This is a genomic window from Kosakonia sp. YIM B13588, assembly GCF_042788165.1.
In the GTDB taxonomy this organism is placed as follows: domain Bacteria; phylum Pseudomonadota; class Gammaproteobacteria; order Enterobacterales; family Enterobacteriaceae; genus Kosakonia; species Kosakonia sacchari.
In genome coordinates this window covers 923,707-937,225 of record NZ_JBHZPO010000001.1, presented here as the reverse complement: position 1 = coordinate 937,225, position 13,519 = coordinate 923,707, and the positions used below count along the sequence as shown (strand labels likewise).

Genomic DNA, 13,519 nt, shown 5'->3' with positions numbered 1-13,519 from the left:
GAGTGTCATGAATTCTTTCTCTCAACCGAGGGAATGAGTGTTTCTGAACAGATGCATAATCTTTTCAGAATCAAACGAGGCAGAGGTAAAATATGGACGGTTTTATTCGGCCCCATGCTTACCCGTTTGCCATATAAGCGCTTTTTCGAAAGCAATATTTATCATTAACGAAGAGTAAATATTATGGCTATTGATATGTTTCTGAAGGTCGATGGAGTTACGGGTGAATCTAAAGACTCTAACCACACCGGCTGGACTGATATCACATCTTTTTCCTGGGGTGCTTCACAACCTGGAAACATGAGCGTTGGCGGTGGCGGCGGTGCCGGTAAAGTCAATTTTAATGACCTGCATGTTAACGCACTCATTGATAAATCCACGACGGCTATCCTGAAACATTGCGCCAGCGGCAAACACTTGACCAAAGTTGAGCTGTCTGTCTGCAAAGCAGGCGGCCAGCAGGTTGAGTATGCACGCATCACCCTGGAAGATGTGCTGGTGACTTCCGTTCAGTACACTGGTGCTGACAACGGCGACACCGTAGGTGTGACCTATGCATTCCAGGCTGCGAAAGTGAAACAGCAGTACTGGGAGCAGTCCTCTTCCGGTGGTAAAGGTGCTGAAACCAGCGCTGGCTGGAACATCAAAGAAAACAAAGAAGCGTAATCGCTGTGGTGAGCCCGCAAGGGCTCACCTTGTTTTTTTCGCCCTAATTATTATTTAACTTTTTAATAGTTGTCTCTTTTTTATATTGAGTGAGTCACGTTGTCCCCAACAGAATAATTAGCTACTCAAACGCAGCCGCTTTTATGAAAGCTGTTTCTTTTGAGTGCGTATAAATATTAAAGAATATTTTGAGGATGAACGAATGAGTGTTATGCGCAAGGGTGATCGTGGTACGAATGTTAAAGAGTTACAGCAGCTGCTGAATAAATCGGGAGCGAAAGTCGGTGAAGATGGTATTTTTGGCTTAAAAACCGAAATTGCCGTCAAACAATTCCAGGCGAAACAGAGTTTACATGTTGATGGAATTGTCGGGCGACGCACCCTTGCTGCATTGGGTAAACCGGTCACTACCCGCGCGCCGCAGCCGCCTATTTCCGGCAGCGCCGGGCGACAGGCTGTCGGAGCGATGGATATTTCCGCCAGTGGCATGACCTTTATTTTTCATCGCGAAGCCTGGGCAAACAAAAGTTGTTACCTGCACTGGCCAGGTGGCGCGAGCGGCGTGACGCTCGGGCCGGGCTACGACATGAAAGAGCGCTCTGAGCAATCTATCAAAGCGAAAATGATTGAAATCGGCATTGATGCGGTAACCGCGGAAAAAATCAGTAAAGCCGCCAAATTGCACGACGACCAGGCAAGTCAGTTTGTCGCCGATAACGCGAAACTGGTGCGTCTTACCGCCGATCAGGAGACAAATTTACTGCGTGCCACCGTTCCGCCATACGTTAACGCGGTGAGAAATGGTATTTTTGTGCCGCTGAAGCAGTATGAATTCGACGCGCTGGTTTCCTTTGCGTATAACCCCGGTGGACGGTTGAACAACGTGTTTGGTTTTATCAACCGCGGGCAGATCTCTGATGCGATGACGGAAATTAAACGTGCGAACACCAGTAAACACAAAGTTATGAAGGGTTTGATTAATCGTCGTAATTTTGAAGTGAATCTTTTCTTAAACGGCGACTACGGGACAAATTGATCAATGACGACTCACACTAAACAGATCGTAGCGGCAACGCTCACTTGCCTGGCGCTGTTCTCTTCGGCGGCGCAGGCGGGCAATTCACCCGTACAGGGCGAGTGGCAGGTTGAGAAAGCGTTTATTAATACCGAAACAGAACGCACCCTGAACTATCAGTTCAACGATGATCGCCTTGTCGGGCGCTTTCTGAGCGTGACGCCGCAAGGCATCAGCACTACGCTTCCGGGCGGCTCGGATTGCCAGTCACCCGCGATGAAAGAAAGCAGCAGCACGCTGGATGCCTGGGTTGCAGCCACGCAGTCCATCCCGGAGAAAGACGCGGCGAAAACCTATGAGCTGGGGTTAGACGGGAAAACGAAAACGCAGGTTGAAAACATTACCTGCGCATCGGGTCACTTTGCTAACGGCGATGCGGGTAGCGACGCCAGTCTGGCATTCGTCAATCAGCGCTTACTGCTGAACTGGACGGATGGCACCATCCTTTTACTCACGCCGGTGGATAAAAACAGCAAACCGCAGGCATCGTTTGATTGTGCAAAAGCCGCTTCCGCACCGGAAAAAGCGATTTGCGGCGATCGCGAGCTGGCGGCGCTGGATAATAGCGTTGCCCGTTCTTACCGTTCGTTCCGCAAAGAAGCGGTAAGCCTGGGCAATAAAGATCTGGAAAACAAACTGCAATCGCAGCAGAAAGCCTGGTTAAGCCAGCGCAATAGCTGCAATGGCGATGTGCAATGCCTGAAAAAATCGATGAACGATCGTCTGGAAACGCTGGCGCACAGCCTGGACGGGGTCTGAGTCGTTTGTGTAATAAGGGGATGGCGGGTTGCCATCCTTGCTAAGCAGTAAGACCTTGTACGTATTGCATGTGCGCCACTGGATTAGATGGCCGGGAAAACATGACAGGAAGCATCATTCGATTTACCCCGGCTCGCGTGAAATGGATCGCCTTAGCCGCACTGGATAGACGCGGCCTGCTTAACAAAATCGATGCAACAACGGACCTTTGAATTGGTCAGTAAAATCCAGTAAAACAAGAGGCTTATCCGGTGGCTGCGCCGGGTTCGCGAACGTCGACCTTCTTTTCGCTTGTCTTCAAACGCAGCCGTTTTAGCTAAAGCGGCACCGTTTGAGTGCACATAACTCCAGCAGGAATACGCGATGCGATTCACTATTATTACCAGTAAACCCGGTCATCAGCCGCCACAAAGTAGCTGCGACTTTTATCCCCCGGGCGGCACCATTGGCCGCGGCACGGACAACAATCTGGTGCTGCCGGACAACGACCGTTCCATTTCACGTTTGCAGGCAATTGTTCATATCGCCGGCAATGGCGAATGCCGCGTCACCAACCGTGGCAACGTGACCCGCGTCGTACTGAATGACATCCCCCTGGAACGTGGTCGTCAGGTTGAGCTGCAGGATGGCGATATTCTTGGCATCGATGAATACCGTATTGAAGTCACCGATCTGATTCAGGATACCCGTCCTGTCACCCGCATGGCTGAAGAGATGTACCCGAAGCCAGCGCAGCCACAGGTGGCAAAACCGGCACCCGCTCCGGCGCAGAAAAACGCGCCAGAAGGCGCACCGGCGTCCGTGCCGACGGAAATCTGGGACAGCCTGATGCAGGAGTTTTCCATCTCCGACAGCATCTCCAGCAGCCGTGCGAAACCGCAGGAAGCGCAAAATCTTAACCCGTTCGCCGCGCCGAAAGGGCCGGAGCGCAACCCGGAAGATCCGCTGTCGCTGCTCAATAACAATGAACCGCTGGTGACGCCGAAATCGCTGGCCTCGGATCAGCTGTTTAACGACGAGCAGTTGTTTAAAAACGACAGCATCTTCAACGATGCCACGCCTTCTACGCTGGTGCCGCCGGTTGAACCGACACAAAAACCGCACACGCCGGATAGCGACGAGCTCGATCCGCTGGCGCTGTTTGGCGGTAGCAGTAGCACGAAGCAAACCCGCAGCGACGATCCGCTTGGCCTGCTGAGCGGCGCGGTGCCGCTGGCGCATGCTGATGAACTGGCGGCACAGAAACCGGCTGAACCACAGCCAATCATCACCGATCTGAACACGCCGGAAGTACCGCCAACCGCTCAGCCGATCATTACCGAGCTGCGCCCCGAAGATTTAAGCGCGACGCCGCTGTTTGCCGACGACGCGCCGCTCGGTGCACCGGAAGAGGTGCAGGAGCCGCAGGATTATGCTGGTATCACGCTGCCAACCCCGCAGGCGGTACAGCGCAGCGCCGCGCAAACGCCGAAAGGGCGTCTGCGTATCGATCCGGTACAAAGCAATGGCGCAAAAAGCGCGCCGTCTGCCAGCACCGGCGACAGCGGTGATGTGCTGAAAGGCGAACTGCTCGACGCGCTGCTGGAAGGTATGGGGCTTGGCGACATGCAGCCGGTGCCGCAGTTTGATAAAGAAAACATGCGCCAGTTCGGTCAGATGCTGAGCATGTTCTCGCAGGGCACGGTCGCGCTGTTATCGTCGCGTTCTATTCTGAAACGCGGTGTAAAAGCGGACATGACCATGGTGCTGGACGATGCCAACAACCCGTTCAAATTGCTGCCGTCCGGTAAAACCGTGCTGATGCAGATGTTCGGTACGCGTATGCCTGGCTTTATGCCGCCGAAAAAATCGGTGCGTGATGCGCTGATCGATTTACAGGCGCACCAACTGGGGATGATCTCCGGTATTCGCGCCATTATCGCCGCCATGTTGCAGCAGTTTAACCCGGAACAACTGGAAGATGACGCCAAACGCGACGGCGCGACCGCGCGGCTTGGCGTGCTCTCCAACCGTAAAGCCGCGTTGTGGGATTACTACGTGCGTACCTACGCCCAGACCGCCGGTGAGATTGACGATGACTTCCACACCCTGTTTGGCGAAGCGTTTCTCCACGCTTACGACATGGAAGTCAACCAGTACAAAGACTCACAAAGCGGATCGGAAGAATGAATATCAGCACGGCCTCTATTTCGCGACAGGGCGAACGTGCCAGTAATCAGGATCAGACCGGGGAAACCATCGGCGAGCGCGCCGCCTGCTTTGTGGTCTGCGATGGCATCGCCGGTTTACCCGGCGGTGACGTGGCGGCGCAACTGGCGCGAAACGCCATTATCACCCGGTTCGACGGTGATGAGCACCTCAATGCCCAGTACATTCGTCAGTACGTGAATGGCGCGAACCGCGCCATCCGCGAAGAGCAAAAAGCGGTGCAGGATTATCACCGCATGGGCACCACCATGGTGAGCCTTTTTATCGACCGCGATTACCAGCTCGCCTACTGGGCGCACGCGGGTGACAGCCGCTTGTATCTGTTTCGTCGCGGCTGGCTTTACCACGTCACTACCGATCACAGCCTGGTCCAGCAGATGAAAGACGCCGGACACCAGACCGAAGGCATCAACGGTAACTTGCTCTATTTCGCGCTGGGGTTGGGCGAGGATGAGCGTGAACCGAGCTACAGTGATGTGGTGCCGATTGAAGATGGCGACGCGTTTTTGCTGTGCACGGACGGCTTCTGGCATGGCGTCACCGAGGAGCAGATGCAACAGTCGCTGCACATGGTGAATACGCCGGATGAGTGGCTGACGTTGATGAATCAAATCCTGCTGAAAAACGGTGTCGGGGCGCAGACCCAGCAGGACAACTATAGCGCCGTAGCGGTGTGGATGGGCACGCCTCAGGAGACGACGCTTTTGCATACGCTCTCTGAAGCCGCGCAGTTTTTCCCTCTTCGTGATTGATACAGCTTACAAGGACTTTTATGAAACTTTGGCTACCGGGTTTGGCCCTGCTGGCAGTGTGTGGCAGCGTGCAGGCAGAAAACTACCGCATCGTGCAATCGCCTTCGCAAAAACTGGATGTCTGGATCGACAACATCGCCGATAACACGCCAAAAAGCTGGTGTGCGAAGACGCTGCCGCTGCGCATTGTCGCCAGCGGCGATAAAAAACCCTCGGTACTGAATAGCTTTTTACCGCGTCTTGGCGCGCTGCTGGAAAACCAGTGCGGCACGCTGACGCAGGTACGCTGGAAACTGACCGACCCACAAGGCGCGACGCTGGCTGAAGGCACCGCCGATAAAGCCAAAGAGTGGGATCCGGTGGTCACCTCAACCGGTGCGACTACCGCACCCGCCGCAACCCCGACTTCCGGGCTGGTTGCGCCTACCGGTCGCGCCGAAGATCTCTCGCCGCCCGCCAGCCGTGCGCCGTGGCAGGAGTTCACTTTGCAGGATGGCTGCCATCTGCGCACCTTCTGGCAGGGCGGCGCCGGTACGCCCGCGCTGTTTATTCCCGCCAAAGAAGATGGCAAGTGTGAGAAGGGCGGCTGGCTGAACGGGCGCAGCGTGGTGACGCAACTCAGCAACGGTGCGGAAAAGAAAATCACCATGACCTTTGTGCACGGCTTCCCGGTTAGCGGTCTGAATGCCAGTGTGGATGCGGATCGCCTGTTGATTACCACCGTCAACAACGAACGTATGGTGGTCAGCGAAGGCACGCTGGCGCAGAGCTGGATGATCCTGCCGTATGTTGACGCCCTGAACGGCTGGCAGGCCAATGGCACCGTGGCGGTGGAGATCTCCCGCGATGTGGCAAATGACCAGGCGCGTTTACAGGCGCGTATTGACGAAGTGCGCAAAGCGTGGACGCCGTGGTTTGAACCGGGTACGCATCTGAATATTTTGCTGATTGACTCGCTGCACCCGCAGCTACGCAACCCGGCGGTTGGCACCTACAAAACGGTTAATTAAGGAGCGGCGATGAACACGTTGTTTCAACAACTGGCGGGCGAATCGTTGCAGGAAAGCCTGTCGCAGCTCGAAAGCCGTATCCGCACGCAGCCGGGCGACGCCGATCTGCGCGCCGCTTTTGCCCAACTGTTGTGCCTTGATGGCAACTGGTCGCGCGCGCTGGCGCAGTTAAAAAGCTGGCAGGCGTTAAAACCGCAGGCGCAGCCGACCGTTACGCTGCTGGAACAGGCCATTGAAGGCGAGCGCCAGCGTGCGGAAGTGATGGCCGGGCGCGCGCGTCCGGTTACGCCGGATCAGCAATGGCCGTGGCTGGCGTCCATGGTCAGCGCGCTGGAGCCGGAAACGGCGAATGCCGGTGCACACCGTGAAGCCGCGCTGGAAATGGCCGACGCCAATCCCGGCCAGTTGACGACGCAGGACGGTCAAACCCTGCGCTTTGACTGGCTGATGGATGGCGATTGCCGCTTTGGCCCGGTGTGCGAAGCTATCGTCAATGGCCGTTATTTCTGGCTGCCGTTCAGCGCCATTTCCGCGATGCAGTTCCAGCCCCCGGCCAGCGTCACCGATTTAGTGTGGCGTCACACGCTGGTGCGCTTGCAGGATGGCAGCGAACAGGTGTGCCAGATCCCGGCGCGCTACCCGCTGGATGTCAATGCCGATGACCGCTTTAAGCTGTGTCGCGTCACCGAATGGCAGCAGTTGCCAGGCGATGCGCCGCACTATATCGGGCAGGGGCAAAAAGTGTGGCTTAACGACAGCGCAGAATATTCGCTGCTTGACCTCGCCACCGTCAATTTTAACGTGGAAGCCGCAGATGAGTAACTCTGCGCATGATGAAGAGAGCGACCTGCTGCGTAGCGGCTGGCGCTCGCGGCGCGGGAAAGATACCGTTGGCGCGCGCGATAAAATGCAGCCTTCGCTGCTCGATCGCCTGACGGATGACGCGCCGGATAAAGTGCAGGAGCCGGTGAACAACAATCTGGTTTCGCACTCCGCGCTGCGTCGCCATGTGCTGCGCGATTTGCAGTGGCTTTTCAATACCATTAATAACGAAGCGCAGCAGGATCTCTCAGGTTTTGACCAGGTGCGACGTTCGGTGGTGAACTTTGGCGTGTCGCCGCTGGCGGGCAAGCGCATGTCGGATATCGAATGGCAGGATATCCAGCGCAAACTGACCGATGCGATTTTGCATTTTGAACCGCGCATTCTTCCGCAAGGATTGCAGGTGCGCTGCATCTCCGATACCCAGTCGCTGGATCTGCATAACGTCCTGTCGATTGAGATCAAAGGCCGCCTGTGGTGCGTGCCTTATCCGCTGGAGTTCCTGTTTCGTACCGATGTGGATCTGGAAAACGGCCATTTCGAGCTGAAAGACGCGGGGTAACGATGGACAGCAAATTACTCGAATATTACAACCGCGAACTGGCCTGGCTGCGCGAAATGGGTCAGGAGTTCGCCGGGCGCTACCCGAAAGTTGCCGGGCGTCTGGGCATGCGCGGCATGGATGTTTCCGATCCGTATGTCGAACGCCTGATGGAAGGTTTTGCCTTTCTCACCTCGCGCGTGCAGTTAAAAATGGATGCCGAGTTCCCGCGTTTCTCCCAGCGTTTGCTGGAAATGGTCGCGCCGAATTACCTTGCGCCCACGCCGTCCATGGCAATTGCCGAACTGCAACCGGACAGCGCGAAAGGCGATTTGAGCAACGGTTTTGTGGTGCCGCGCGGCACCATGATGGACAGCCAGGTGATGAAAAAGAACGGCGTCACCTGTAGCTACACCACCGCGCATGATGTCACGCTGCTGCCGCTGAAAATCAGCCAGGTGGAGCTGGGCGGCGTACCCGCCGATCTGCCGCTGGCTCAGGTTGGTTTAAGCCAGCGCGGAGCGCAAAGCGCACTGCGTATTCGCCTGAGTTGCGACGGCCCGGTAAACCTCAGTCATCTTGATTTCGACCGTCTTGAGTTCTTCTTAAGCGGCCCGGATATGCAGGCGCTGAAACTCCTCGAGCTGGTGATGGAGCATCAGGTCGGCATTCTGTGCCAGGCGAACGGGCAGAAAACTCCGCCGCTGGTGCTGGCCGACGATGCGCTGCGCCAGGAAGGGTTCAGCGCAGACCAGGCACTGCTGCCGGACGATCTGCGCAACTTTGACGGCTACCGTCTGTTGCAGGAGTACTTTGCTTTCCCGTCGCGTTTCCTGTTTATCAGCCTGCATGGCTTGCGCACGATGCTGGCGCAAAGCGGTGAAGCGAAGTCTTTCGATATCATAATCCTGCTCGACAAAGCCGATGCGCAGCTTGAACGGGTGGTGGATAAAAGCCACCTCGCGCTGCACTGCACGCCGGTGATTAACCTGTTTCCGAAAGTGGCGGAACGCCAGAAGCTGAGCGACAGCCTGCATGAGTATCATCTGGTGGTTGATAACATCCGCCCGCTGGATTACGAGATTTATGCCGTTACTAAAATTCACGCCAGCATTGATGGCCAGCGCGATGAGCAAACTTTCCGCCCGTTCTGGAGTAGCTGGAGTCAGGACGAGGGTAATTACGGCGCTTACTTTTCGCTGCGCCGTGAACAGCGGGCGTTATCGGAACATGCACAGCGCTACGGCACGCGTACTGGCTACATCGGTTCTGAAGTGTTCGCCTCGCTGGTGGATGAACAGCATGCGCCGTGGCGCGAAGAATTACGCTACATCACCGCCGAAGTGCTGTGCACCAGCCGCGATTTGCCGCTGATGTTGCAGCAGGATATCGGCCAGTTTGTGTTGCCGGATTCGCTGCCGGTTAAAACCTTACAGCTGCGTAAAGGCCCGACACCACCGCGTCCGGCGCTGGCAGAAGGGCTGAGTACCTGGCGGCTGATCAGCCAGTTGCAGATGAACTACTTAAGCCTGATGGATGGCGAAGACGGCGAAGGCGCTGCGGCGCTGCGCCAGTTGCTGGGGCTGTATACCCGGCTGGCGGAAGCGCCGGTCGCGCGTCAGATCGAAGGCGTGCGCCACTGCGTGCTCGAACCGGTGCATCGCCGCGTGCCGGAACCGGGGCCAATTGTTTTCGCGCGCGGTATTGGCATTACGCTGACGGTGGATGAGCAGGCGTTTTCCGGCTTCAGCCCGTATCTGTTTGGCAGCGTACTGGAGCGTGTTTTCGCCCGTCTGGTCGGCATGAACAGCTTTACCGAATTCACACTTAAGAGCCAGCAGCGCGGGGAAGTGGGTTACTGGCCGCCGCGCATGGGCAAGAGGGCGCTTATATGACCGAAACGCTGAGCAGCGCGCCGGTCATTACGCGCGCCAGTGCGCTGCCGGAGGCGTTCTGGCAAAACGTAATGGCAACGCCGTGGCGCTACGATCTGTTTACGCTGCTGCGCCGCGTCGATGCGCGTGGCGGCGAGCGTTACCCGCTGGGTCGTGCGCCGCTGCCGCGTTTCGAGCCGTTGCGCATTGGGCAAACACCTTCTCTTGGCTTTGCACCGTCGACGCTTTCACGCGTTAGCCAACGCGAAAACTCGTCGCTGTATGACGTCTCGATTCTCAGTTTTGGCCTGTTTGGCCCCAACGGCCCGCTGCCGGTTCACCTGACTGAATATGCCAGCGAACGTATCGCGCACCACCAGGATGACAGCCTGAGCGCCTTCGCCGATCTTTTTCATCACCGCCTGGCGCTGCTGTTTTACCGTGCCTGGGCTGATGCGCAACCGACCGTTTCACTGGATCGCCAGGATAACAAACGTTTTGAGCAGTACATCGCCTCGCTGATCGGCATGGGACAGCCAGGACAACTGGAAAAAGGCAGTTTAAGCCCGCACGCGCGCTTTGCCCTTGCCGGGCATCTGACCCGTAACGGGCGCGACCCGGAAGGGCTGGCGAAGATCCTGCGCAGCTATTTCAACGTGCCGGTCACCATTGTCGAAAACGTACCGCAGTGGATGCCGCTCAGCGAACGTGAACGCGCGCGCTTACAGGGCGGGCGACACGCGCCGCGCCTCGGGCAATCGGCGTTTCTTGGCGAAGCCGTGCGCGATGTGTGCCATAAGTTTCGCATCGAAATTGGTCCGCTTCCCGTTGATACCTACCGGCGTTTTATGCCGGGTGAAAAATATGTCGCCGCGTTACGCGACTGGGTGCGCCAGTATCTGGGCATTGAGTACCAGTGGGCGGTGAAAGTGATTTTGCGCAGCGAAGATGTCGCCGGTGCCACGCTTGGCGGGGCCGGGCGTCTGGGTTATAGCGCCTGGCTTGGCGCTCAGCCGACGCCACAAGCGCGAGGAGATTTAGTTTTCAGCCCGGAGGGATAACCTCCGTTGTTAGTTTCCTGGTCTGACGTACGCACACATCCTGCATGTCGTATCGCACGACGAGCTGGCTTGTAAGGATGACTGCACACTAATTATGAATAATGGATGAACTCATGTCAGAAATCAGCCGCGCCGTTCTGTTCGGCAAACTCGATACGCTGTTATTTACCTCGCTGGAAAGCGCCACCGCCTTTTGCAAGCTGCGTGGCAATCCGTATGTGGAGCTGGTTCACTGGCTGCATCAGCTGATGCAACAGACGGACGGCGATCTGCAGCAGGTTATTCGCCACTTTTCGCTGGATGAAGAGGCGCTGACGCGCGATATCGTCGCGGCGCTGGACAAACTGCCGCGCGGCGCAAGTTCGGTTTCCGACTTGTCAGAACACATTGATACCGCCGTTGAACGCGCGTGGGTATATGGCTCATTAAAATATGGCGTGACGCGCATTCGCGGCGGTCATCTGCTGGCCGGGATCCTGAAAACCTGGAGCCTGGCAAACGTGCTGAAAGGCATTTCGCCGCAGTTTGAGCGTATCAGCGCCGATGCGCTGCTGGATAACTTCGACGCCATTTTCGCCAACAGCAAAGAGAGCCAGCAAGTCACCGTGGCGCTGAACGATGACGCGGGCGCAGGTGTACCGCAGCAGCAGGGCACGCTGGCGCAGTATGGTCAGGATCTAACTGCGCGTGCGCGCGACGGTAAAATCGACCCGGTAGTGGGACGTGATGAAGAGATCCGCCAGATGGTGGATATTCTGATGCGTCGCCGCCAGAACAACCCGCTGCTCACCGGTGAAGCGGGCGTGGGTAAAACGGCGGTTGTGGAAGGGCTGGCGCTGCGCATTGCCGCAGGTGATGTGCCGGAACCGCTGGTGGATGTTCAGCTTTGGCTGCTGGATATCGGCATGTTGCAGGCGGGCGCGGGAATGAAGGGCGAGTTTGAAGCGCGTTTGCAGTCGCTGATTAACGAAGTGCAATCGAGCCCGACACCGATCATTCTGTTTATCGACGAAATCCACACGTTGATTGGCGCAGGCGGCCAGCAGGGCACGGGCGATGCCGCCAACCTGCTGAAACCGGCGCTGGCGCGTGGTCAGCTTCGCACCATCGGCGCGACCACCTGGGCGGAATACAAAAAATACATTGAGAAAGATCCGGCGCTGACTCGCCGTTTCCAGACCGTACAGGTTGCTGAGCCAGACGAAGAAAAAGCGGTACTGATGCTGCGCAGCACCGTTTCCGCACTGGAAAAACACCATCGCGTGCTGCTGCTGGATGAAGCGGTTGTCGCGGCAGTGAAACTCTCGCACCGCTACATTCCGGCGCGCCAGTTGCCGGATAAAGCTGTTGCGCTGCTCGACACCGCCTGTGCGCGCGTCGCGGTAAGCCAAAGTTCTCCGCCGCCGCAGCTGGAAGATTGCCTGCACCGCATCGCCGCGCTGGACGTGGAAATTGAAATAGCCAACCGTGAAGCGAAAATGGCGACCGGTGAAAGTGACCGTGTGGAGAAATTGCAGGTTGAGCTGGAAAAACTGGCGCAACAACGCGACGAACTGACGGCGCGCTGGGAGCAGGAGCAGGCGCTGGTTGACGCGATTATTGCGCTGCGCGCGCAGCTGCACACCTCGCCGGAAGAGGCGCTGGCCGATTTACGCGCCACGCTGACGCAACAGCAGGCAGAACTGCGGGCGCTACAGGGCGACGCGCCGCTGCTGTTTACCTCGGTCGATGCCAACGTGGTGGCGGCGGTAGTTTCCGACTGGACCGGCATTCCGCTGGGGCGGATGGTGAAAAACGAAATCGACGCGGTGCTGAAACTCGCCGATACTCTCAACGAACGCGTAATTGGACAGCGCCACGGACTGGAACTGATTGCCAAACGTGTGCAGACCTCGCGTGCGCGTCTGGACGATCCGAACAAACCGGTGGGTGTGTTTATGTTGTGCGGCCCGTCCGGCGTCGGTAAAACCGAAACCGCGCTGGCGCTGGCAGAGTCGCTGTACGGCGGCGAGCAGAACGTTATCACCATCAACATGAGTGAATTCCAGGAAGCGCATACGGTTTCCACGCTGAAAGGCGCGCCTCCGGGCTATGTGGGTTACGGTGAAGGCGGTGTGTTAACCGAAGCGGTGCGCCGCCGTCCTTACAGCGTGGTGCTGCTTGATGAGATCGAAAAAGCCCACCCGGACGTACACGAAATCTTCTTCCAGGTATTCGATAAAGGCTGGATGGAAGATGGCGAAGGCCGCCATATTGATTTTCGTAACACCATTATTATTCTCACCTCCAATGTCGGGACTGAGCTGATTACCGGCATGTGCGCCGATCCGGAACTGATGCCGGAACCGGACGCGCTGCGCGACGCGCTGCGCCCACCGCTATTGCAGGTTTTCCCGCCCGCGCTGCTGGGCCGTTTGCTGGTGGTGCCGTACTACCCGCTCAGCGACGAGATGCTGGCGATGATTGTGCGCCTGCAGCTTAAACGCATCCAGCGCCGTCTGGCAGACAACCACGGGATTGTGTCGGAAGTGGACGACAGCGTGGTGGCGCAAATCGTTGCCCGCTGTACGGAAGTCGAATCGGGCGGCCGTATGGTGGACGCCATCCTTACTAATACACTGCTGCCGCTGATGAGCCAGCTATTACTCGACGCCAGCGCGCGCGACGAGCAATATAAGCGCTTACGGGTCACGTTTGAGCAGGGTGAGTTTCACTGTCAGTTTGCGGCGTAAAGCCATTATCAAGAGAGTT

General features: G+C 57.2%; 11 protein-coding genes. All 11 read left to right on the top strand.

The window, feature by feature from the left end:
• The first annotated feature begins 183 nt into the window (after window positions 1–183).
• On the top strand, window positions 184–666 hold the full coding sequence (locus ACFX4U_RS04365) for a type VI secretion system tube protein Hcp (protein WP_017457017.1): 483 nt from the start codon (window positions 184–186) through the stop codon (window positions 664–666).
• A gap of 202 nt (window positions 667–868) precedes the next feature.
• Complete coding sequence (locus tag ACFX4U_RS04360; protein ID WP_200550696.1) at window positions 869–1,702, top strand: peptidoglycan-binding protein; 834 nt, start codon at window positions 869–871, stop codon at window positions 1,700–1,702.
• Window positions 1,703–1,705: 3 nt separating this feature from the next.
• Window positions 1,706–2,500 (top strand): lysozyme inhibitor LprI family protein, encoded by a 795-nt coding sequence (locus tag ACFX4U_RS04355; RefSeq protein ID WP_200550697.1) that lies wholly within the window; start codon window positions 1,706–1,708, stop codon window positions 2,498–2,500.
• A 363-nt stretch (window positions 2,501–2,863) separates the two neighbouring features.
• Window positions 2,864–4,669, top strand: coding sequence for a type VI secretion system-associated FHA domain protein TagH (tagH, locus tag ACFX4U_RS04350; protein ID WP_313507648.1), 1,806 nt, complete (start codon window positions 2,864–2,866; stop codon window positions 4,667–4,669).
• Window positions 4,666–5,460 (top strand): PP2C family serine/threonine-protein phosphatase, encoded by a 795-nt coding sequence (locus ACFX4U_RS04345; RefSeq protein WP_017457022.1) that lies wholly within the window; start codon window positions 4,666–4,668, stop codon window positions 5,458–5,460. Before tagH ends, ACFX4U_RS04345 begins: the two co-directional genes overlap by 4 nt.
• Before the next feature lie 20 nt (window positions 5,461–5,480).
• Window positions 5,481–6,470, top strand: coding sequence for a hypothetical protein (locus tag ACFX4U_RS04340; RefSeq protein ID WP_305735778.1), 990 nt, complete (start codon window positions 5,481–5,483; stop codon window positions 6,468–6,470).
• Between the two features lie 9 nt (window positions 6,471–6,479).
• Window positions 6,480–7,292: a type VI secretion system accessory protein TagJ gene (locus ACFX4U_RS04335; protein ID WP_313507647.1), complete on the top strand. Its 813-nt coding sequence runs from the start codon at window positions 6,480–6,482 to the stop codon at window positions 7,290–7,292.
• Window positions 7,285–7,854: a type VI secretion system baseplate subunit TssE gene (gene tssE / locus ACFX4U_RS04330; RefSeq protein ID WP_313507646.1), complete on the top strand. Its 570-nt coding sequence runs from the start codon at window positions 7,285–7,287 to the stop codon at window positions 7,852–7,854. Before ACFX4U_RS04335 ends, tssE begins: the two co-directional genes overlap by 8 nt.
• A gap of 2 nt (window positions 7,855–7,856) precedes the next feature.
• Window positions 7,857–9,728 (top strand): type VI secretion system baseplate subunit TssF, encoded by a 1,872-nt coding sequence (gene tssF / locus ACFX4U_RS04325; protein WP_305735779.1) that lies wholly within the window; start codon window positions 7,857–7,859, stop codon window positions 9,726–9,728.
• Complete coding sequence (gene tssG, locus ACFX4U_RS04320) at window positions 9,725–10,768, top strand: type VI secretion system baseplate subunit TssG (RefSeq protein ID WP_313507644.1); 1,044 nt, start codon at window positions 9,725–9,727, stop codon at window positions 10,766–10,768. Before tssF ends, tssG begins: the two co-directional genes overlap by 4 nt.
• 113 nt (window positions 10,769–10,881) lie before the next feature.
• Window positions 10,882–13,500 (top strand): type VI secretion system ATPase TssH, encoded by a 2,619-nt coding sequence (tssH, locus tag ACFX4U_RS04315; RefSeq protein WP_313507642.1) that lies wholly within the window; start codon window positions 10,882–10,884, stop codon window positions 13,498–13,500.
• Window positions 13,501–13,519: the final 19 nt, after the last annotated feature.